Raw genomic sequence first — 21,615 nt, 5'->3', positions numbered from 1 at the left:
CGAAACCCGTCATGAGTTCCGGAATCTTTACGAGTGAGGGAATGGAGCGCGAAGGCGAGCTTGCAGGAAAAACAAAAAAGCGGCGGCGAGAGTCTGTCTCGCCGCCGCCCGTGAGTGTCCGTTGCGCGCCAGCTTAGAACTGGAAGCGCGCGCCGAGCTGCACCTGGAACGGCGGGCCCGGGTTGTTGTTGAGCAGCAAGCTCCCGACGCGCGTTGAGGTCGGGTTGCGATCATATAGCTGCAAGAAGTTCGGGTTGGTCGGCCCGGTAAAGCCGCAGGTCAGGTCGGCGGTGTTCGAGCAGTAGTTCGTCACCTGGCTGCCCGCCAGCTCGATGTTCTCAATGTTGAAGATATTGAAGAACTCGGCGGTGAAGAGCAGCCGGCGATTCTCGCCCAACTGGAAGCGCTTCTGCACGCGCATGTCGACGTTGTAGACCGGTTGGTTGCGGAAGGCATTGCGCTCGAACGGGATGCCCGGCGCGCGGTACGGACGGTCGAGGTTCGTGCGATCCTGGTTAACGTCCGAGCCGATGCGGGCGTCAATCGGACGGCCCGAGCGCAGGCGGACGGCGCTCGATACGTCAAACCCGCCGGGCAGGAAGAAGACCGGGTTGACGACGAACTGGTGCTTGATGTCGAGGTTCGACAGGCTGTACTCGCTATCGGTGTTGAAGGCGTTCTCGAATAGCACGCCGCCGGCCTCGCGCTCGTTGTCAACCGTCGAGAGGTTCTTCGAGCGCACGTAGAAGGCATTGAACTGGCCCCAGCGGCGCTGGAACTTGGCGCGCAGCGTCAGGGCGCGGAAGAGCGCCTTGCCGGTAGATTCACGAATCTGCACGCTGTTGAGGTTGGCAATCGGACGCGCCACGCCGGCGTTGACCAGCCCGAAGAAGGGTCGCTGCGACGGGTCGACGGCGACCGTGCGAATCGTCGGCAGCGGCAGGTTAATGTCGCGGTTCTGTTGCAGGTGCGTCGTGTGGACGTAGCTGAAGTCCGCGCCCACCGTCAGGCTGCGATTGAGCTCGCGCTCGACACCAATGCCGTACTGCACAGAGGTCGGGTTCTGGAAATCAGGCGCCATCAGGATCGGCGCCAGGCCCGCGGTAAGCGGGTCAACGCCGAGCAGCGAGGCGATCTTCTGCACCTGCTCGCCGGTGATCACCGGCAGCTTGTCGAGCGGGAAGTTGTTCAGGTCGATGCCGATCAGCTTCAACTGCTTGTAGACAGTGTTGGCCGAGGCATTCGGGTTGCCAGTCGCGGCGCGCAGCGGCAGGGTCACCGAGAGATCGCCCGCCGGGTCGCGGAAGTTGTTGATCGGCGCGGCGAACAACAGCGCAGGCGTGCGCGAGTAGTAGATGCCGCTGTAGCCGCGGACGACCGTCTTGCCATCGTTCCACGGGTCCCACGCGAAGCCGAGGCGCGGGCCGAAATTGTTGGTGTCGCTGGGAATCTTCGTCGGGTCAACGACGTGGCCCGAGGGGAAGCGGAAGCCTTTGATCAAGTTGATCAGGGCGTCGTTGCCGACTTCCGGCTGCGGGTTGTACTGACCTTCCCAGCGCAGGCCGGCGTTCAGCGTGAAGTTCGGACGAAGGCGCCACGAGTCCTGAATGAAGGCCGCGCCCTCATTATCCGGCAGCGTCGCCTGAAGGTTGCCGATCTGGCGGGCGAGGGTCACCGACGTGCTGTCGAAGCGGTTAGTGGTGGCGCCAGGCGGGTGGCTCAGCAGGGCGAGCAGCGTGGCGGCCTGCGCCGGCGTGCCCGCCGAGCCGCTGACGCTGTAGGTGCCATACTGATTGAAGCCGAAGGTCTGGTTGGCGAAGATGTGGTTATATTCGCCGCCGATCTTGAAGGTGTGGTTGCCGCGCGACCAGGTGATGTTATCGATGAGCTGCACGCGCCAATCTAGCTCGACGTTTTCGCCGAGGAACGAGACGGTGCCGAAGTTGCCGATGGAATCGGTCACCAGCGGCTCTTGAGCGTTCGCCGGGCGCGGTCGCTTTTCACGCGAGTACTGGCCGCGGAACTCGTTGACCACGGTCGGCGTGAAGAAGCTGTTGAGCTGGCCGACCACCGTGTTGGTGGTGTCGAGCTCTGTACCGTTGTTCGATAGCGCGTTAGTGATCGTCGGGAACAGCGGCACGCCGTTGGAGACGGCATTCTGCGCCTCGTTGTGGCTGTAGCTGTAGCGGACGTTCAGATTGTGACGATCATTGACGATGTAGTCGGCGCGACCGATGAACGCAATGGCGTCGTTGGTCTGCGTGAACGGGCCTTCCAGCGAGTGATAGAAGCTCAAGGCCTCGGCGATGGCCGGGGTCGAAGCGACGCTGCCGATGGTGTCGAAGAAGACTTCGCGGCTCTGGCGCTGGCGCTGCTGTTCGTAGGCGCCGAAGAAGAAGAGCTTATCTTTCTTAATCGGGCCGCCGAACGACCCGCCCCACTGGTGCTGGGTCGGCGCGACAGTGATCTCGCGCGGCGTCTGCCCGGGCAGCAGGTTGTTGCGCAGGCTCAGCTCGATGGCGTCAATGAAGTCGTTGCTGCGCGACAGGTCTTTGGGCCGGTAGAGGTAGAAGCCTGAGCCGTGATAGGCGTTGGTGCCCGACTTGGTGACGGCGTTGACGATGCCGCCGGTCGAACGCCCGAATTCCGCGGTGTAGCCCGAAGCGACGACCTGGAACTCTTTGATGGCCTCCTGCGGCACGGTGTAGGCGTTGTTCGAGCGCTCGCCGCCGCGGATGCCGCCGAAAAACGGGTTGTTATAGTCGGCGCCGTCAATGCTGACGTTGGTGTGAATGCCGAGCTGCCCGGAGAGCGAAATCTGCTGGCGGCGCGGGTCAACCTGGGCTGCCGGCGTCAGGGTGACAAAGTCCTGGAAGCGGCGACCGTTGATCGGCAAATTCTCAATCGCCCGCTCGTTGACGACGGCGTCGGCTTCCGAGCGCGTCGTCTGCACCTGGATGGTGCCGGCGGTGACGTTAACGACTTCGGTGACGCCGCTGACGCCGAGGGTGATCTTGACGTCAATCGTGCGCCCGACGGCGACTTCGACGTTATCGACGGTGACCGCCGTAAAGCCCTGGGCCGTGGCCGTGACCCGATAGATGCCCGGCGGCAACAAGACGATGCTGTAGAGCCCGTCGTCGCCGCTGTTGACGGTGCGTTCGAGACCGGTCTGCGTGTTGACTGCCTTGACCGAGGCGTTGGCGACAATCGCGCCCTGGTTGTCAACGACGGCGCCGGCGATTTGTCCGCTGCTCGCCTGCGACTGCGCAAACGCCGGAACGCTTGCCAGACTCAGACAGAGCGCCATGAGCAGCGCGCCTAGTGAATGGAATGGTTTTATTCTCGACATATTCCTGCCTCTCTGTGATGTAAATGTTTCTCACTGGTTCCAATGTGAAGCGTGCGCGCTCCACCCGGCGGATGGCGCGAGGAGAGACGCGCGAGGTTGCGGGCCATACAAATGGAAGCAGCGCGACCGCCTCTCGCCGATCCGACACTCCTGGCGCACGGCAACGCCGTTGCCATCGTGCGGGCATGAGTGTAATCGAAACAACCTGATAATGAGCAGCCCCACAATCCCCTTCTTCAAAGCGGCAGCCGAGGCTTGCCGTTTGTCGTGCCCTCAACCGGCGCAACTATTCAACCCCTCCGGCTCGTGGCGCAGCAAAGATCTGAGAAAGGGAATGCGAGAAGCACAGGCTACTTTAAGGGATGGAGCAAGTCAAGGAAAATAGGTGTTAATTGGGGGTGACGAGTGACGAGTGACAAGTGACAAGAAAACCGCGATGGCGAGGCTTGCCTTGAGGCCCGGCTCCTCGGTCTTGTCACCTGTCACCTGGCACTATCTTTTTTGCGACTGCACTTCGATGAGCGCTTTGAAAGAGCCGACGTTGTCGCCGAGGTTGCCTTCGTTCACCGACAGGAAGAGTAGGCCATCGCGCGTCGCCGTGAACTCCGACGATTTGCCGATAAAGATGAAGTCGTCGTTATCGGCGCCGATGACGCCGATCAACGCCCCCGTCGGCTGTTCGGCCATTAGCTTCTTGCCGTCTGTGATATCGGTGGTGCCTTCCGGCCCCGTCATGCGTCCGCTTGCCGGGTCGAGCGTCACCGCGCCGCTGGCGTTAATGCGGATGCGGTCGCCGCGCTTGACGATCAGGCCGGTGCTCGTCCAGTCGCGCTTGCCGATCACCTCAATCGTCGCCGAGCGCACCTGGCCGGTCAGCTTGCGCGACGGAGGCCGCTCGGTTTCGGCGGGCGGCTGGTCGGCGGGCGGGTTGGCCGCAGGCTTATCGGCATCGGTGTTACGGTCGAACGGTCTCGTGGGCTTGCTCTCGGCAGGCTTTTCCGCCGGCGTTTCGGCGGGCTGGGTGGTCGGTTGGGCCTCGGTGGTTTCCGGATTGCGCGTAGGCCGCTCCGGCTGCGTGTTGCGCGGCAGGTCTGGCAGGACCGTTGGGCGCGCCGTTTCGCGGGCTTCGGCCGGCGTGTCGCGGATGGGCACGGCGTCGCTCGGGCGCGTGCTGTTGGTTTCGCTCGGACGCACCGGCGCGTCCCGCATAGCGCCTTCGGCGTTGCCCGCGGGCGAGCCCTCGAACTCGATGCGCGCCACGTCGCCGACATAGACCATCGCCCGGCTCAGGTAACGTCCCGAGCCGGTGTCGAGCATGACGATGAACTGATCGTCGGCAAAGCTCGCCACCTTGCCCTTGAGGACGCTGCCGTTTTTCAAGTGAATGGTGTCGGCCTGGGCCACAGGCGCCAGCAGCGCCAGCGCCACCAGCAGGATCAATTGCCGCTTATGCATCATGAAGCCTCCGCTTCTGGGGTCGGATCAAGGATTGGTTCGCTCACGGGCGCGTATTATAGCAAACGCCAGCCTGCCGGGGAAACAAGGCGCGCCGGCGGCAAAGGCCGGCGTGGCAGGCGCCGCTGGCGCCGCCGATCAGCTTTTGAAGCCACGCCCGCTTTTCGTAATGCCGGTTACTCGCCCTCGTGATTGACGCGCTTGTTGTAATCCTCGGACGATGCCGGGTCGAGTTCCCAGCGGTGACGGTCGCGCTCGGCGATCTTCTCGGTGGTGTCGAGCGGCTCGTTGTCTTCGTAGGTCAGGCCGACGGCTTCGCCGAGCTCTTCGACGACATCCTGGTCGGGCGTCGGCGTCGAGCCGCCGGGCGTTTCTTCGCCGATGTCCGAGCGCCGCCAGTCGGCGTCAATGTCGCCGGCGGTGTCTTCGGGCGTGCGCGAATGGTGCTCGCGCAGCTCGCGGCTCAACAACTGGCCGCCCGAAGCCAGGCGCTGCGCCTCGGCAAACTCTTCCAAGACCTCGGCGTCGGCCTCGACCAGTTCGCTCTCGGCATTTCCCGCGTCAATGAATTTGTCGTTCTCTTGATCTGCCATCATCGATTCTCTCCCCTTGTTGGTTGTGGATTGAACGCTCCACAAGTCTATCACAATCCGTGAGGCGATGAGCAGTCGGGGCGGGGTGTTGCGTGAGTGCGGATGGCAGGTGAGGCGGAAAAGATAAAGGCGAGTCCGATGCGCCCGGACTCGCCTCAAATTTTATCGGTTAGCTAGACGCCTGCGGTGACGTTCTGCGCCGCCAGGCCCTTGGGGCCTTCAATGAGCGTGAACTCGACCTGCTGGCCTTCGTTCAGCGTCTTGTAGCCATCGGCCTGGATCGCCGAATAGTGGACGAAGACGTCATCGCCCGTCGAGCGCGTGATGAACCCATACCCTTTTGTCGCGTTGAACCACTTAACTGTACCTAATTCTCTCAATGCTTTCTTCTCCTTTTCATCTGAAGTGAATTGCAGCGTGGATGATCGGAGCTAAAGCAAAGAGCGTCTGCGGTCAAACTGCCAAACGCGCAAAACCTTAACTTCCACTTCAGTCCTCCTCACACTACTGCGAATCAAAACTCGCACATCCTACACATCGCTTCCCGGACTGTCAACTGAAAGCCAACGATGAGCGATGAATGATGAATGATGAATTTGATAATGGAAATCTTCTCCCCAATTCATCATTCATCATTCAGCATTTTAAGGAACCGTCTTCGTCACTTCGTTCGAGGTGATGCCGGCGGGCGTGCGCACAATGATGCGCAGCACCGTACCCGATGACGGCGCCACAGCGGCGGGGATTTTCAGCGAAATAAAATCGGTCTCGCCAAACACGGCGATGTTTGTGGCGAAGTTGTCGCCGCGCACCTCGACGGTGACGTTGGCCGGGAAGTTCGAGCCGAAGATTTTCAGCAACAGCGTCCCCGAGCCTTTCTTCTTGAGCTTGACCGAATCGATGTGCGGCCCGACGAGCGTGCCGGCAACCACCTGGTTGGAAGCGCCGGAAGCCGGCGGCGTCGTGTTGCGGGCGCTGACGACGAGCTGCCCGGCGCTGTTTCTGATTGACGGATTTTCGTCCAGCTCAACCGTGATCTGGGCCGGCGTCCCGGCTTGCAGGTGCGACGCGACGACCGTGCCATTGATCATAATCTCTGTATCGCTACGCAGGTTGGTGCCGCTGATGGTGATCCGCAATCCCGTCTGTCCGGCATTCGCCTGTTGCACCGGCTGGCCATTTAAGCTCAGCGCGGCGCCGCTGAGCTGCGGCGTCGGGCTTGGCTCCTGCACCAGTTGGCCGAGCCGCGCCGACAGTTTCTTGCCGCTGAAGATGTAGACGTTGCCGGCGTTGAGCACGCTGTTGTTCAAGCCGTCGCCGTGCATGGCGTTGGCAATGTAATCCACATAACCGTCGCCGTCGACGTCGCCGCCGGTCAGGCGATAAGAGAACTCGTCGCCGCCCTCCAGGCCCTGGTCGTCGCCGTGCGCGCCGGCCAGTTGATAGATCGCTATGCCAGCCGGCGGATCGTAGAGCTTGATGACCGACGGCAGAAAGTCGCGCCGCCCAAAGATGATCTCGGTCATGCCGGCGTCGTCGCGGTCTTCGCCGTTTAGCTCGAACGTGCGCTCGGGGCTGCCGATGAACAGGTCGGACAAGCCGTCTTTGTTGATGTCAAAGCTGCGCACAGAGTCGCCGGCGCAGTCGAGCGCATGCACGCCGTAGACGGTCGTGACACGCTGGCCCGACGCATCCGGGTTCAGCAGATCAATCGTCGCGCCCGGCAAGCTGGCCGAGCCATAGATGACATAGACCGCGCCGGTCTGGCCGCGGTCGTCCGGCGCCAGCGCCAGCAGCGCCCCCAGCACCAGGTCCGTGCGGCCATCGCCATTGAGGTCGCCGAAATGCACCTGCGAGCCCAGAAAGTCGTTGGCGTGCGCGCCGAGAACGTGCGTGGCGTTCGCCGGCGGCGTACCGAGATCAATATTCGTAGGCCAGGTGCGCTGGCCGTAGATGACGTAGACTTCGCCAGCCTGAGGCCGGCTGCCGCCGACGTCGGCGGCAAAAAAGTTATGCCCGCTCACCTGATCCTGCACGGTGACGTACGAGCCGGAGTCACGGTCTATCGAAGCACCGATGATGATGTCGCCGATGCCGTCGTTGTTGATGTCGCCGACTTGCAGGGCGGCGCCCCAATGATCCTCTTCGTGGGCGCCAACGATGCGTGCCGTGCGCACCCCGGCGGGCGGCGAGGCGAGATTAATTTCGGCAGGCAGGTTGGCCGCGCCGAAAACAATATAAGCGCCGCCGACGTGCTGGCCCGTGGCGGTATTGATCTGATCCGAGCCGATCACGATGTCGGCAAAGCCGTCGCCGTCCACGTCGCCTTCGTCACACCAGATGCCCATGCGCCCGTTGGCCTGCGGGCCGTAGATGGCGGTGACGCCCGACGGCGATGACGCGAGGTTGATGTCGCCGCTAAAACTCGACTTGCCATAGACGACATACGCCGCGCCGGCGTTAAAGCCGTTCGGCCCATCCTGCAACGCTGCGCAGGTCAGGATGTCGCGCAGGCCGTCGTGGTTGACGTCCCCATTGATTGAAGAAGAAGTGCCGAGCAAGTCGCCTGAGCCGCTGCCGAGGATGCGGAAGAGATTGGCCGGGTGGTCGGCTTGATTGATGAAGCCGCTGTCGCGGCCATCGCTCAAATAGATGTTGACGGTGCCGTTATTGGTGAATGGGTCGCTGCTGCCATACATGCCGCCAAACAGCACATCGGCGCGCCCATCGCCGGTGATGTCGCCGGCAGCGACCGGCAAGCCGATCTCGCCCTGTCGCCGAGTGCTGCCGAACAGCACCAGCAGACCGTCTTGATTAAAATTCGCCGTGTCGACGGCGAGTTGAATCGCCTCGCTCTCCGCCCTGGCGCGAAACGCTGCCGGCGGCACCAATAGCGACAAAAAAAGGGCGACGGCCAGGCCGCCGCGAAGCCCTACTGCCTTCGTCATAGCTCCCCTTGATCGAATGAAATATAGTAGTCCGTTCCAGCGTGACCATTTGCCACAAAAGATGCTGATTATACAATGCGGGTCAGGGATATGGCGACCTCGCGGGGAAACGGAAGAAATTCTCTGCCGCGCGCGTCTAAGTGCTGAAGCGCGACGGACGGCAAGGCGATGGAGCAAGCGGTCAGGATGAGCGAGCGCATGACGGAAGCTCAAATTATCGAAGCCTGCAAGGCCGGCGACCGCGACGCATTTCATGCGCTGTTTGAACAGTATAAGGATCGCGTCTACAGCATTGCCTATCATTTCAGCAATGACCAGGCGATGGCGCACGACGTGACGCAGCAGGTCTTCTTAAAGCTCTTTACGGTGATCGCGCAGTTCCGCCACGATGCCGGATTCGCTACCTGGCTCTATCGCATCGTCGCCAACTGCTGCACCGACGAACAGCGCCGCCGCCGCCGCTTCGTGCCGTTCAGCCCGCAGCTTGAGGTCAAGGCGATGACGACCGGAGGCGGACAGGAAAACGCTTATCAACGCCGGCAACTGGCCGCTTCGGTGCGCGCCGCCATCAGCGAGCTGAGCCCGAAGCTGCGCCTGCCCATCCTGTTGAAGTATGTCGAGGGATTGTCTTACGAAGAGATCGCCGCAGCCTTGAATTGCTCGATTGGCACGGTGTCGTCGCGGCTCAATCGCGGCCACAAACAGCTTGCGGCAAAGCTTGAGCACCTGCGCGGCGAAATCATCGGAAGTGAGTGAGAGAGATGTTTACCGAGCACGTTGTCAAAGAACTTTCGGCCTACTGCAACGGCGAGCTGAGCGGCGACCAGTCGCGCCGCGTCGCCGCGCACCTGCTGAAATGTGAGCGATGCAATCGGGAATACGAGCGCATACGGCTCGGCGTGCGGCTTGCCGAACAGTTGCCGCAGGTCGCCGCCCCCGCCGAGATGTGGAGCGACATCGAAGCGCTGCTTGATGCTCGTGATCGTCAGCCGGCGGCGAAAGCCGGGACCGGCACATGGTTTCCCTACGGCAGACCGCTTCAGTGGGCGACCGCGGCGGCGCTGGTTCTACTCATCGGCGTCGGCAGCTTCATGATTTATCGCCGGCTGCGGACGACTCCCGTTCCGATTACAGAGCCTGAGCCGACGGCCTGCATGGCGTGGCCGGTCACCAGCCTTGCGGGCGCGCCGCGCATTGACGGCCACCGCATCAAAGCCACCGGCTGCTTTGAAACCGGCGAGCTGCTTGAAACCGATGACACGGCGCGTGTCAACATCGACATCCCGCAGATCGGCGAAGTCGAGATTGCGCCGAACTCGCGTGTGCGGCTGGTGACGACAAACCAGAACGAGCACCGCATGGCGCTTGAGCGCGGCAAGTTGCACGCCTTGATCACCGCGCCGCCGCGCTTATTCTTCGTTGACACGCCGTCGGCGGAAGCCATTGACCTGGGCTGCGAATATACGCTTGCCGTGGATGACGCCGGCATCGGCCTGCTACACGTGACGCTCGGCTGGGTGATGCTGGTGCGCGACGGGCGCGAATCTTATGTGCCGGTTGACGCGATGTGCGAAACGCGCCCAGGCGTCGGGCCGGGCACGCCGTTTTTTGAAGACGCTTCGGATGCTTTCAAAGCGGCGCTGTCGCGTTACGATTTCGAGAATGGCGGCGAGGCGGCTTTGCGCGCCGTGCTTCAGGAAGCGCGCGACCGCGACACGCTGACGCTCTGGCACCTGTTGCAGCGCGTGGACGAACCGACGCGCGCCGTCGTGCTGAATCGCATGATCGCGCTCGTCGGCCAGCCGCGCTGCGTCACTCGCAAAGGCATCCTCAAGCTCGACCGCGAGATGCTCGACTGCTGGAAAGACGCGCTTGACCTGGTATGGTTTTAGCGATCATGTGGCGCAAGCTAACAGCTTGCGCGAGCCAGTGCACAATCTAACAGATTGTGCTACACAGGAGGAAAAACCGATGACGCACAAGCCTTCGCGCCGATTCGCGCCGCTGTTTGCGGCAATGATGCTGCTGGTCTTGATCGCGGCGAAGCCCGAAAGCCGCACGCCCGGCGCGCAACAGCGCCAGCCGAGCAGCAAGTCGTGGGACCTGTCGGCCCGTCGGCTGACGGTTCACGAATGGGGAACCTTCACAGCGATTGCGGGCCGCGACGGCAAGCCCGTCGAATGGCGCCCGCTGTCCGGGCCGAGCGACCTGCCGTCGTTCGTCTATGACCTCAACAGCGAACACGAAGGCAAAGGCTTGCGCCACGGTTACCAGTGTTTCAAGTGCCAGGAGGCGACGATTCGCATGGAAACGCCGGTGCTTTATTTTTACGCCGCGCGCGAAACGACGGTATCGGTCAGCGTCTGGTTTCAGCAGGGCAAGATTACCGAATGGTATCCCCAGGCGCGCGGCAGTGCGAACTCAGACTCGGGCGGCACCGTTGCCTGGGGGCGCATCACGGTCGTTCCCGACGCCACACAGGTGCTGCCGGTCGAAGCCAACGCGAGTCATTATTACGCGGCGCGCGAAACGGACGCCGCGCTCGTGCGGGTTTGCGGTAAGCAAAATCAGGAGATCGAAAAATTTCTCTTTTATCGCGGCGTCGGCCAGTTCGACCTGCCGCTCACGGTCAGGCTCGACGGCAATCGGCTGGCGATCAACAATGCGGGCCGCGACCGCGTCGCTACCTGCATCGTCTTTGAGAACCGCGATGGACAGGTGGGCTATAGCGTCGGTCGCCTGCGCGATGGTGAGCTAGTGATTGAGCGACCACCGCTCAATCAGACGCGCGACGGCATCGAGCGCGAGCTGGTCAGCTTGCTGACGAGCGAAGGACTCTACGAAAAAGAAGCGCAAGCGATGGTCGCGACATGGCGTGATTCATGGTTTGAAGACGGCTTGCGGGTATTTTATGTCGTGCCGCGCCGGCTCACCGATCAGACCTTACAGCTCAGGATTGAGCCGCAGCCTGCGGAGCTGGTGCGCGTGCTGGTTGGCCGCACCGAAGTTATCACGCCGGAGATGGAGCATGCCATTCGCCAGCAGCTCGCGCCGCTCAACGATGCGTCGCCCGACCTACCGAGCATCACGATGCAGGTGATCCGCTCGCACGGGCGATTTGCCGAGCCGATCCTCAAAGAGATGCTCGACCAGACTAAAGATGAGCGCATGCGCCGCTACCTCAATTCGATTCTGGGCTCGGCGCGCACCGCGCTTGAATAACCGGCAGAGCAAGCCGGGAAGGCAGCGGAAGAGAATCACCGGCTGCCACGTCTAATCATCAAACGCGCAAACACGAGCAGCGCGTCGAGGAGTTCAACCGATAACCTTTGTTAACCATGAACCGCCCATGTGGTCGGCGGGAAGGAAGGAGTTTGCCATGAGAGTTCAATCGTTCAACGGAATCAGAGTAACATTCGCTACGATTTTATTAGCGACGATGCTGGCGCTGGCGAGTGCCGCGAGCGTCTTTGCCGGCGGCTTTCAGCTCGCCGTCGAAACGCCCGATGCCAGCAAGACCAACTTGAAAGACGCGGCGCTGATCGTGCGCACATTCGGCTGTCACCAGCCGGCGGACGCCAACGTCAGCGTGACCGCCGAGGGCATGGTCAACGGTCGCCGCCAGTCGCTGCCGGTCGAGTTGCGCGCCGACGCCAAAGGGGTTTATTCGATTCGCCAGCAATGGCCGGCGGAAGGCAAGTGGGTGCTGGTGCTGACGGGAACCTATAACAACATGACGAGCACGGTCTTCGTCGAGCTGGGCGAGAAAGGCCATGTCTATGCCGACACGCGGCTCAATGCCTTCGAGCAGGACGGCACGCATGCGCGCGGCCTGCGCCGCAAGCCGACTTCGGGCGACGTGGAAGCGGCGCTGAAAACCAACATCAGCAGCATCGCCATGTCGGCGACCGCGTCGCCGGCGCTGTCATCGAGCGCCATCGCCGCGGGCGGCGGCGCGTTTCTCTTTCTGATCGGAGTGGCTGCCCTGAATCGCCGCCGGTCACAAAGCAACTCGGCGGCGTAGTGAATTCGCTGATGGATGAGAGAGGGCAGGCAGCATTGAGAGGGCAGGCGAGATATTCAACCGGCGCGATGCTGGGATGAGTATCCCGCCTGCCCTTGTTGTAGCGACCTAGCGCGGCGTGACTCAGCGCAGGTCAGTATGCGTATAGGGAAGATGTGAGGCTCTGATTAGCGGCTAGAAGTAGATTGTCCTCTTGCTCAAATACCCATTCATCGTCCTGCTGCGCGCCTGTACACTGAACGTATCGGCGGTTCAATTCTTCAGTCAGCGCGCTCGTTTCCGGCAGCGGGTTGGCGGCCACTCGCTCATAGATCTCCTGAGCGATATCATATTGCTGGTTCTCGCCGTAAGAATGGACGCGCAAAATATCAACCTGTGGCTGTAGGGCTGGAGATTTAACTTCATTGAAAACGCTGGCAGCTTGCAAATAATTCTGCTGCCGCATCCAGGCCATGCCTAACGCCGTGCGGAAGAATTCGCGATCAGACGGCCAGGGGTTGCCGATCACACCTTGCTCAAAAATGTTTAACGCTTCATCTACGCGACCCATCTTCAAAAAGATCATTCCACGAATATGGAAGCCAATCCAATCCTGTCTCGAATTCATTTCATTGGTTGGCAAATCAGCTAACGCCTCATTGTATCGGTGTAGCGCCGCCAGTATTGAACTTCGCGCGTTTCTGGCAACCATATCATTAGGGAACCGGGATCTGATTTCTTCATAAGCCGCGAGCGCCTCCGGCAAGTGGCCCATCGTCCGCAACGTCTCGGCGCGCCCGTTCTGAGCGACGACACTTTCGGGATGCTCGGCAATGACGCTGTCGTAAGCCGCGAGCGCCTCGTGTAATTTGCCCATCGCCCGCAGCACCTCGGCGCGCCCGCTCTGGGCGACGACATTTTCGGGGTACTCGGCAATGACGCTGTCGTAAGCCGCGAGCGCCTCCGACAAGCGCCCCATCGCCCGCAGCACCTCGGCGCGCCCGTTCTTGGCGACGACACTTTCGGGATGCTCAGCAATGACGGTGTCATAAGCCGCGAGCGCCTCCGGCAAGCGCCCCATCGCCCGCAGCACCTCGGCGCGCCCGCTCTGGGCGACGACATTTTCGGGGTACTCGGCAATGACGCTGTCGTAAGCCGCGAGCGCCTCCGACAAGCGCCCCATCGTCCGCAACGTCTCGGCGCGCCCAGTCTTGGCAATAACATCTCCAGAATCTGCTGCAATGATGTTGTCATAAGCAACAAGCGCATCTTGCAGCTTACCTATCGCACGCAATGTCTCAGCTCGTCCTCTCTTAGCAACGACACTTTCAGGATGTTCAGCACCTGCGTGGTCGTAAGCCGCGAGCGCCTCTGATAAGCGCCCCATCGCCCGCAGCACCTCGGCGCGCCCGTTCTTGGCGACGACATTTTCGGGATGCTCAGCAATGACGGTGTCATAAGCCGCGAGCGCCTCCGACAAGCGCCCCATCGCCCGCAGCACCTCGGCGCGCCCAGTCTTGGCGACAACGCCAGCCCCGAACATGCCTGCCTGCTCATAAGCGTTTAATGCGTCAATATGACGACCCACTATGAGCAAAGCATCTGCGTATTGCGCCCACGACCAGCTATCATCCTTTTTCAGTCGGATGCTGCGCTCTGTTAGCTCTAACTGTAGTTGGTGGTTATCGAGAGCCTTGGCTTCCATCGCCAGATCGCACAAAGACATCACCGTAAATTTTGGCCCGCCGTTGGCCAGTTGATAATTCACCAATTCATCTATCAGACTGTTGGCACGAGCAAAGTCGCGGTGTTGCAAATGCTCAACGATTACACGCTTCCGGCTTTCGACAGTTGCTAAAACTTGAGAGCGGTTGATTCTTTGATGCTGCTGATACTGGCGGCCTCTCTTTTCCTGCTCGCCTGTATCAGTCTCTTCCTCTTCATCCGCAACTAGATTTTCATGAACAATCGCAGGCTGGCGAAAGCTGGCTGTCCATCGTGGCAATATCATGCGGTAATTTCTCAACGCTTGCATTGTGGGCAACATCAGCGCATGAATGAGAAAGCTTTCTACCTGACGGTCCTCGTGCGCGATGACCAGCGCGCGAAATAGGCCCTCGCGGATGGCGAGGCGTTGAAATTCTGCTTTCTGCTCTGTGCCGCCGAATTCGCTTTCGGGTATTCCGTCCCACGCTGCGCAAACATCACGAATGAACGGCTGGCGTGAAAGCAGATTGTCCATCACCATCAACGTCGTTGACGCTTGAGCTGCTTCGCTGCGCTCTTTTGCGCCGGTGATGTCGGCGCTGTCGGGCAAGGGCCGCGCGTAGAGAATGCCTTCGAGCCGTTCGAGGACTGTTGTATCGCTGAAGAGTTCTTCCAGTTCGGCGGCGGCTTCCTGGCGAACCCCTGCGGATAAGGTCGCGTCCATCAGGATCAGCGCCAGATCAAGCGCGCAGACGACGTTATACTCCAGCTCAAGCCGCTTTCTTATCTGCTGTTGACCGATGTTTTCCAGGAATTGCAGGTCGCGAGCGTCGCCGAAAAGATACGGCAGGTCTGACTGCGCTCGCGGCACAAGCGTGTCCGGCTCGTCCACGTCGAACGAGAACAAGGTGTTGCCGTCCACGATGAGCGCCGTCCCGGCACGTCCTGAAATCACCGCATCCATCAGCTTATCGGTACTCCGGCTTGTGAGAGTTTCTCCTTAAGCGCCTTTAGAATTGTAGCACGCTGGCGGCGCTTCAATCGCGGGTCGAGAATTACCTGCTCGACGGTTCGGATGGTCATCGGCCCGTAGATGTGGGCTTCGACAAACTGATCATCTTCAGACGTCGCACCCTGTCGCAGCAGCAACGTTGAATATTCATCAGGTCGCGTCCCGGCGTCAATGCTTTTGTAGAGCTTGGCAACACACAGCTTGCCGCGCTCGTCCCAGGTCGCGCGATAACCAAGAGGCAGCTTATCTGATTTCCACATCGAGATTTTATGATGTTTCATAAACATCACTGAGTTCTCTTCAAAGACGGATGCGCGGTGCGCGATGTAATCGGTTCTCAATACGATAGCGCATTCACCATAGTTGAAAAGCCCCTTGCCATCGAGCGCCAGCGCCGCAAAGCGAATTTGCTCTTTATAGTTTGGAAAGAGCGCACTGTCTGCAACCGCACGAAGCTTATCCCAATTATCGCCTTTGGGCAGTCGTACCTCTGCTTCAATCAGCTTGTAATAGGTCGTGTACAATTCGTGATCGCTGGTCGCCAGTCGCTGAAGTTCACCCTGAGAACGCGAAATAACTGCCTTGGAGTCAGCGATGGCCTTTTCAAAGTCATTGACTGCTGGCGTTGCGCCACGTGCGGCTGAATCTCTTATTGCGGCTTGATAATGTCGGTCGAGTGCCGTTCGCTCGGCGGATGTTTCGGCAATTCGCACGTTAGGATAAAGTCCCGGACGGCCACAATGTGGACACCGATCTACCGAGGGCGGCAAATCGTTCGTACAATAAATACACGGCGATAGCTTGGACATTTGCGTTTGCCTTCTATCGGGCCTTGATTGGGTATGAAAAATTACTGCGTGCCGGCGGCGGCGTCAAGGCAATTACACGCCTTTTGCGAATGCAGAAGAAAGCCGAACAAACGGTCAGAGAAGCATTGTATTCTTTCAGTCGTTATGAGGTCAGGGTCTTTGCCAGTGCCGGGTGGGCGTAGGGGATGACGATTTCAGCAATCAGCAGCTCGGGTTTCTTGAGCGAGGCGACGCCCGCCGCGACCGCCGTGCGCACCGCGCCGACTTCGCCGGTGACGACGACCAGTCCTTTGCCGCCCGGCTGATTGCGCGCTTCGATCAACTGCACGGCGGCGGCTTTGACCGCCGCGTCGCCGGCATAGATCGCCGGCGCTACCTCTTTGGTCTCGATCAAACCGACCGCCTCGACGCGCTCGACCTTGACGCGCCCCTTGATGGCCGGCGGCAATTCGGGGTGGACGTTTTGAATGATGAAGTAATCCAGCACGGTCTCAGCCGCCCGGTTCAAACCGGCCCTCAGAGCCGCTTCCACGTCGGCCACACGGCCTCCCACCATAATTAAATACTTGCCGCGCGGGATGGCTGCCGTCATCAGCAGCTCGACATCGGCCATCTTCATCATGGCGTCTACGGCTTCGATGCCGCGCGCAATAGAGCTCGACTCGATAAAGCCGATGCAATGGTTGCCTCTGGTGATGTCGTCGTTGCTCATAGTCTTTGATTGCCGCGACAGTATATGCGCCCGCGACGGTTGATTGCAATGCGTGGTGCGGTTTGTTATCGTGCCATCCGCTCAGCAGGCACGTCGCAAACTATCCAGCCGTTTGCGACGTCATTCACACGAACCAAGCCGTCCGATGGGAGCGAGCCATGAAAGAATTTTCGCGCCGATGGTTTCTCGCCCAATCCTGCAAAGGAGTGAGCGCCGCCTGGCTCGCGGCGCGCTGGCCTGAGATTCAGGCCGCCGCGCAGCACGCGCATCATTCGGCTCAAGCGGCCACGCCATTAACGTTTGAATTCTTCACGGCGGAACAGGCTCGCGAAATTGAAGCCGCCGCCGCGCAGATCATCCCCTCGGACGATTCGCCGGGGGCGCGCGAGGCGCGGGTGATCTATTTCATTGACCGCGCGCTGGCCACCTTTGAGAGCGAAAAGCAGCCGGTTTACAAGCAAGGGCTGGCCCTGCTCGAAGACAGAGCGCGCCGCGCCGGTCGCGCAAGGTTCTCGGAGCTGAGCGCGGCACAACAGGTCGCGGCGCTCAAGAAGATCGAGCGGTCGCCATTCTTCCAGACGCTTCGCGCGCATACCGTCACAGGCTTTTTCGCCAATCCCGAATACGGCGGCAATCACGGCCAGGCCGGCTGGAAGCACATCGGCTTTGAAGATCATTTCGCCTTCTCGCCGCCGTTCGGTTTTTATGACCGCGACTATAAACCTGAACAGTGAGGGCCGCCGTGTTGCCGATGAATCAGCAGCAGCCAAAATATCAGCCGTCTGACGAAGTCGATTTCGTCATCGTCGGTTCGGGCGCGGCAGGCGGCGTCATCGCCAAGGAACTGTCCGCCGCCGGCTTTCGCATCGTCGTGCTTGAGCAGGGGCCATACCTCAAAGAAGAAGATTTCGCTCACGACGAGCTGAAGAACGTCTATCAAGAGGCGCTCACCAATAACCACCGGCAGCAGCCGAACACCTTTCGCTCGCGCCCCTCGCAGAAAGCCCGCCTGCAACCAGCGGTCGGTTATGGGCGCGTCGTCGGCGGCGGCACGGTTCACTTCACAGGCAACTACTGGCGCTTTCACGAAATCGATTTCATCGAGCGCAGCCGGCTCGGCGCGATTGCCGGGACGGGCTTTGCCGACTGGCCGATCACTTATCAAGAGCTTGAGCCGTACTACACGAAAGTCGAATGGGAAGTCGGGGTGTCGGGGCAAGCAGGCGCCAACCCTTTTGATCCGCCGCGCTCCAGGGCCTACCCTGTGCCGCCGCTGCCCATCAAATCTTCGGGCGTGCTGTTAGAGCGGGCGGCGCGCAAGCTCGGCCTGCATGCCGCGCCGGCGCCGATGGCGATCCTTTCAAAGCCGCACAACGGGCGCAATGGCTGCGTCCATTGCGGCTTCTGCGAATACTACGGCTGCGAAATCGGCGCCAAGTCTTCGACGCTCGCCAGTGTCATTCGCGTCGCCGAAGCGTCGGGCCGCTGCGAGATTCGCCCGCTCAGTTATGTGCGCAAGATCGAAGTGGATAAAAAGGGCCGCGCCGTCGGCGTTATCTATTTCGACGACAAGAAGCAAGAGATATTGCAGCGCGCCCGCGCCGTCGTCGTCTGCGCCAATGGCGCAGAGACGCCGCGCTTGCTGCTGATGTCGAAATCGAATCGCTTCCCGCAGGGCCTGGCGAATTCGAGCGGGCTGGTGGGGCGCTACCTGATGTTTAACGCCGGCGGTTTTGCCGGCGGCGTGTTCGAGCAGCCGTTGAACGAGTTCAAGAGCGTCGTCGTCAGCCGCATCGTCCATGATTTTTATGACACAGACCCGAAGCGCGGCTTTTACGGCGGCGGCGGCATCGATTTCCGCTTCGACCTTCAGCCCATCACGTTTGCGTTCCTCGGACTCCCTCCGAACGCGCCGCAATGGGGCCGCGATTATAAGGCCATGCTCAAGGAGTATTACACGCGCACGGTCTATATGCTGGCGCACACCACGTCGCTGCCGGTGGCGACCAATAGCATCACGCTCGACGATCAGGTCAAAGACGCATGGGGGTTGCCGGCGTTGCGCGTCACTTATAAAGACCACCCCGATGACATCAAGATTGCCAAGTTCATGCTGGCGCGCGGGCTTGATCTGTTGAACGCGGCGGGCGCAAGAAAGACATGGAGCTACCCGGTCGGCGAGCAATCATTCGCCGTCCACCTGCTGGGCACCTGTCGCATGGGCAACGACCCGCGGTATTCGGTGATTAACCGCGATCACCGCGCCCACGACGTGCCGAACCTGTTCATCTGCGACGGCAGCAGCTTTGTGACTTCGGGGCGCGGCCAGCCGACCTGCACGATTCAAGCGCTGGCCTTTCGCGCCGCCGACCGGATCACCCAACTGGCCAGGGCCGGTGAGATTTAGATCATCAGAAAACACTTGCGGGTGGGAGGCTGCTAAACTATAAAAATTGAGTCGGTTGTTAAAATGAAACAAGAAGTGCTCAATGTCATGCAGGCGATGGGGTTCTTCGCGCCTTTCCGGCTTGCCAACCGCGGCAAGGCGCTGATCGTCACTTACCATCGCTTCACGCACAGCGACCCCGACACCAGGACGGCGTCGCGCGCTTTCGCTGAACAGCTCGACTACCTGACGCGCCACTACGAGGTCGTGCCGCTGTCGTTGATTGCCAAATGGCTCAAGGACGGGCAACTGCCGGCCAATGTCGCGGCGATCACCATTGACGACGGCTACAGCGACGCTTACGAAATCGCTTTTCCGCTGCTCGGCCAGCGCCGATTGCCGGCGACGATCTTTGTCGTCACCGATTTTGTCGATCAGAAGAAATGGTTGTGGACAGACAAGCTGCGCTATCTGGTGGCGCGCGCCGGCGCGCGCACCATCGAAGGTGTGCTTGACGGGCGCGACTTCTGCATTGAGTTCGAGGCGACCGATTCGATCTTCCGCGCCGCCGATAAAGTCAATTCGCTGCTCAAGGCCATCCCTGACAACGCCAAAGAAGCGGCCATCGCGCGCATGGCGGCGGCCTTCGCGGTTGAATTGCCGGCAAGGCCGCCGCGCGAATATACCTCGGTGACCTGGGAGCAGATACGCGAGATGAGCCAGGGCGGCATCGAGATCGGCTCGCACACGGCGACTCACCCGATCCTGCCCAACGTCAGCCGCGAGCATCTGCGCCGCGAGCTTGCGGAATCGCGCCAGCGCATCGCCGCCGAAACGGGCCGCCCGGTCGAGCTCTTCTGCTATCCCAACGGCAACTACAACGACGCCGTGATGCGCGAAGTCGAGCGCGCCGGTTATACCTGCGCCGTCACGGTCGAGAACGGCCTCAACGACCGTCACAGCAACCCGCTGACGCTCAAACGCATTCACGCCGAATACGACTTACCCCACTTCATTCAAAACACCAGCGGTTTTGCCGAGGTCAAGGCCGCCCTGTTGCGCGGGCGCGATTCGTCCGCCGGCCTCGCCGCAGATCGGCAGTATGAGCTTGGATAAGCCCAAAGGAAACGGCGCGTTGAGCAAGCGCGCGGCGTTGCTGGCGGTCGCCAAGGTGGCAGGCTATGCGCTGACGCTGCCGCTGCCGCTGGTCTTGGTGCGCGTCCTCAGCCAGTCCGACTTCGGACTTTATAAGCAGGCCTTCCAGGTCATCACCACGATGCTGACGCTGCTCGGTCTGCAAGTCGGCCTCAGCATCTACTACTTTCTGCCGCGTTATCCCGACCGCAAGCCGCACGTCGTGATGAACGTGCTGGTCTTTTACGCGGCGCTCGGCGGCGCGATGGCGCTGCTGTTTGCGATCTACCCGCAATGGATCACGCACATCTTCAAGACAGACGATCTGGTGCCCTATGTGCCGCTGGTCGGCGCGGCCATTCTGCTATGGCTGATGGGCTCGCTGCTCGAAGTCGTCACCCTGGCCGATGGCGACGTGCGCTCGGCTTCGACCTTCACGGTCGTCATCCAGTTCACCAAGAGCGCCTTGTTGATTACGGCCGGCCTCGTCTTCGGAACGATGCAAGCCATCGTGCTGGCGGCGGTGGCGCAGGGCTTTGTGCTTTGCGTGATTCTCTTCACCTATCTGCGCAAGCGTTACGGCGCATTCTGGCGAGCCTTTGATCCGCAGTTGTTCAAAGCGCAGTTCGCTAACGCCCTGCCGTTCGGCCTCGGGGCGCTGGCCTATGGCCTGCAAGCCGACATGCACAATTATTTCGTGTCGCATTACTTCGAGCCGGCGCTGTTTGCCATCTACGCCGTCGGCTGTTTCGAGCTGCCGCTGCTGGGGATTCTTTACGAGTCGGTGGTGAGCATCCTGTTTCCCGAAGTCGCGCGCAAGCATGCGGCGGGCGAGCGCGAAGAGGTCATCAGCCTGTGGGCCAGCGCCATGCGCAAGCTGGCGTTCTTTTATGTGCCGACCTACGTGCTGATGTTCGTGCTGCGCCGCGAGATCATCACCCTGTTGTTCACCAGGGATTACGCCGCCAGCGCCGACATCTTCGCCATCAACCTGATGCTGCTGCCGATGTACCTGTGCGTTTACACGGCGTTCATGCGCCCGTTCGACGATCTGAAATTCTACCGCCTGAAGCTGTCACTGGTGATGATCCCTGTGACGGCGCTGGCGCTCTACGCAGGCATCCGCGGCGGCGGCTTGATGGGCGCGATCATCGCCACAGTCGCGGCGCAGTTATTCGACACCCTGGTGATGATGGTCAAAATCGGGCGACGGCTCGGCGTGCGCCCGGCGCATCTGGCGCAGCTCGCGCCGATCTTGCGCACGACAGCGGCGACGGCAGTAGCGGCGATGGCGGCTTACTTCGTCAAGTCGGCGCTCGGCGACGCGCGCGTGCTGATCGTCCTGATTGCCTGCTCGGCGGCATTCGGAGCGGTCTTTGCCGTCGTCGCCTTCGTGATCGGCGCGGTGACCGACGAAGAAAAATCCGAGCTGCGGCGCATCTATCATTCAGGCTCGCGCCGCCTCGGCCTGTCGTCGGCGACCGAAGCGCAGTGACGTTGTTTT

At 61.0% G+C, this 21,615-nt stretch carries 16 protein-coding genes; 8 read left to right on the top strand and 8 right to left on the bottom strand.

The window, feature by feature from the left end:
- Positions 1-133 precede the first annotated feature (133 nt).
- The 5 genes from VJ464_25740 to VJ464_25720 all read right to left on the bottom strand — a co-directional run bounded on the left by VJ464_25740 (position 134) and on the right by VJ464_25720 (position 8,348).
- Positions 134-3,352: a carboxypeptidase regulatory-like domain-containing protein gene (locus VJ464_25740; protein ID HKQ08550.1), complete on the bottom strand. Its 3,219-nt coding sequence runs from the start codon at positions 3,350-3,352 to the stop codon at positions 134-136.
- 492 nt (positions 3,353-3,844) lie between these two features.
- Entirely contained in the window at positions 3,845-4,810 is a 966-nt protein-coding gene (locus VJ464_25735) for a hypothetical protein (protein ID HKQ08549.1), read from the bottom strand.
- Positions 4,811-4,983: 173 nt separating this feature from the next.
- On the bottom strand, positions 4,984-5,403 hold the full coding sequence (locus VJ464_25730) for a DUF6335 family protein (protein HKQ08548.1): 420 nt from the start codon (positions 5,401-5,403) through the stop codon (positions 4,984-4,986).
- A gap of 170 nt (positions 5,404-5,573) precedes the next feature.
- A complete protein-coding gene (locus tag VJ464_25725; protein ID HKQ08547.1) occupies positions 5,574-5,780 on the bottom strand; it encodes a cold-shock protein in 207 nt (68 codons plus the stop codon).
- A 264-nt stretch (positions 5,781-6,044) separates the two neighbouring features.
- Entirely contained in the window at positions 6,045-8,348 is a 2,304-nt protein-coding gene (locus tag VJ464_25720; GenBank protein ID HKQ08546.1) for an IPT/TIG domain-containing protein, read from the bottom strand.
- 198 nt (positions 8,349-8,546) lie between these two features.
- Here VJ464_25720 and VJ464_25715 point away from each other — a divergent pair, with 198 nt between their 5' ends.
- The 4 genes from VJ464_25715 to VJ464_25700 all read left to right on the top strand — a co-directional run bounded on the left by VJ464_25715 (position 8,547) and on the right by VJ464_25700 (position 12,372).
- Positions 8,547-9,104 carry a sigma-70 family RNA polymerase sigma factor gene (locus VJ464_25715; GenBank protein ID HKQ08545.1) on the top strand — a complete coding sequence of 186 codons (558 nt, stop codon included), beginning with the start codon at positions 8,547-8,549 and terminating at the stop codon, positions 9,102-9,104.
- 5 nt (positions 9,105-9,109) lie between these two features.
- Positions 9,110-10,240, top strand: coding sequence for a zf-HC2 domain-containing protein (locus tag VJ464_25710; protein ID HKQ08544.1), 1,131 nt, complete (start codon positions 9,110-9,112; stop codon positions 10,238-10,240).
- Positions 10,241-10,319: 79 nt separating this feature from the next.
- The gene (locus VJ464_25705) at positions 10,320-11,570 is read left to right on the top strand and encodes a hypothetical protein (protein HKQ08543.1); all 1,251 of its coding nucleotides are present in this window, start codon (positions 10,320-10,322) and stop codon (positions 11,568-11,570) included.
- A 157-nt stretch (positions 11,571-11,727) separates the two neighbouring features.
- Positions 11,728-12,372 (top strand): hypothetical protein, encoded by a 645-nt coding sequence (locus VJ464_25700; GenBank protein HKQ08542.1) that lies wholly within the window; start codon positions 11,728-11,730, stop codon positions 12,370-12,372.
- 133 nt (positions 12,373-12,505) lie between these two features.
- On the opposite strand, the gene VJ464_25695 is transcribed toward VJ464_25700, so the two are convergent.
- The 3 genes from VJ464_25695 to VJ464_25685 all read right to left on the bottom strand — a co-directional run bounded on the left by VJ464_25695 (position 12,506) and on the right by VJ464_25685 (position 16,591).
- On the bottom strand, positions 12,506-15,022 hold the full coding sequence (locus tag VJ464_25695) for a tetratricopeptide repeat protein (protein HKQ08541.1): 2,517 nt from the start codon (positions 15,020-15,022) through the stop codon (positions 12,506-12,508).
- Positions 15,022-15,783, bottom strand: coding sequence for a hypothetical protein (locus VJ464_25690; GenBank protein HKQ08540.1), 762 nt, complete (start codon positions 15,781-15,783; stop codon positions 15,022-15,024). The genes VJ464_25695 and VJ464_25690 overlap by 1 nt, the downstream gene beginning before the upstream one ends.
- Positions 15,784-16,021: 238 nt before the next feature.
- Complete coding sequence (locus VJ464_25685; protein ID HKQ08539.1) at positions 16,022-16,591, bottom strand: BMC domain-containing protein; 570 nt, start codon at positions 16,589-16,591, stop codon at positions 16,022-16,024.
- Between the two features lie 158 nt (positions 16,592-16,749).
- Here VJ464_25685 and VJ464_25680 point away from each other — a divergent pair, with 158 nt between their 5' ends.
- The 4 genes from VJ464_25680 (at position 16,750) to VJ464_25665 (ending at position 21,606) form a co-directional block, all read left to right on the top strand.
- Positions 16,750-17,325 (top strand): gluconate 2-dehydrogenase subunit 3 family protein, encoded by a 576-nt coding sequence (locus VJ464_25680; protein ID HKQ08538.1) that lies wholly within the window; start codon positions 16,750-16,752, stop codon positions 17,323-17,325.
- Between the two features lie 17 nt (positions 17,326-17,342).
- A complete protein-coding gene (locus tag VJ464_25675; GenBank protein HKQ08537.1) occupies positions 17,343-18,998 on the top strand; it encodes a GMC family oxidoreductase in 1,656 nt (551 codons plus the stop codon).
- A gap of 63 nt (positions 18,999-19,061) precedes the next feature.
- Complete coding sequence (locus tag VJ464_25670; GenBank protein HKQ08536.1) at positions 19,062-20,093, top strand: polysaccharide deacetylase family protein; 1,032 nt, start codon at positions 19,062-19,064, stop codon at positions 20,091-20,093.
- Entirely contained in the window at positions 20,080-21,606 is a 1,527-nt protein-coding gene (locus VJ464_25665) for an oligosaccharide flippase family protein (GenBank protein HKQ08535.1), read from the top strand. Before VJ464_25670 ends, VJ464_25665 begins: the two co-directional genes overlap by 14 nt.
- Positions 21,607-21,615: the final 9 nt, after the last annotated feature.

It is taken from the genome of Blastocatellia bacterium, from assembly GCA_035275065.1.
GTDB lineage: Bacteria > Acidobacteriota > Blastocatellia > UBA7656 > UBA7656 > DATENM01.
This window is presented reverse-complemented; position numbering and strand designations above follow the sequence as displayed.

Coding starts and splice junctions, on each gene's coding strand:
- VJ464_25740 (HKQ08550.1), bottom strand. CDS start 3,352: ATGTCGAGAATAAAACCATTCCATTCACTAGGCGCGCTGCTCATGGCG.
- VJ464_25735 (HKQ08549.1), bottom strand. CDS start 4,810: ATGATGCATAAGCGGCAATTGATCCTGCTGGTGGCGCTGGCGCTGCTG.
- VJ464_25730 (HKQ08548.1), bottom strand. CDS start 5,403: ATGATGGCAGATCAAGAGAACGACAAATTCATTGACGCGGGAAATGCC.
- VJ464_25720 (HKQ08546.1), bottom strand. CDS start 8,348: ATGACGAAGGCAGTAGGGCTTCGCGGCGGCCTGGCCGTCGCCCTTTTT.
- VJ464_25715 (HKQ08545.1), top strand. CDS start 8,547: ATGACGGAAGCTCAAATTATCGAAGCCTGCAAGGCCGGCGACCGCGAC.
- VJ464_25710 (HKQ08544.1), top strand. CDS start 9,110: ATGTTTACCGAGCACGTTGTCAAAGAACTTTCGGCCTACTGCAACGGC.
- VJ464_25705 (HKQ08543.1), top strand. CDS start 10,320: ATGACGCACAAGCCTTCGCGCCGATTCGCGCCGCTGTTTGCGGCAATG.
- VJ464_25700 (HKQ08542.1), top strand. CDS start 11,728: ATGAGAGTTCAATCGTTCAACGGAATCAGAGTAACATTCGCTACGATT.
- VJ464_25695 (HKQ08541.1), bottom strand. CDS start 15,022: ATGGATGCGGTGATTTCAGGACGTGCCGGGACGGCGCTCATCGTGGAC.
- VJ464_25685 (HKQ08539.1), bottom strand. CDS start 16,591: ATGAGCAACGACGACATCACCAGAGGCAACCATTGCATCGGCTTTATC.
- VJ464_25680 (HKQ08538.1), top strand. CDS start 16,750: ATGAAAGAATTTTCGCGCCGATGGTTTCTCGCCCAATCCTGCAAAGGA.
- VJ464_25675 (HKQ08537.1), top strand. CDS start 17,343: ATGAATCAGCAGCAGCCAAAATATCAGCCGTCTGACGAAGTCGATTTC.
- VJ464_25670 (HKQ08536.1), top strand. CDS start 19,062: ATGAAACAAGAAGTGCTCAATGTCATGCAGGCGATGGGGTTCTTCGCG.
- VJ464_25665 (HKQ08535.1), top strand. CDS start 20,080: ATGAGCTTGGATAAGCCCAAAGGAAACGGCGCGTTGAGCAAGCGCGCG.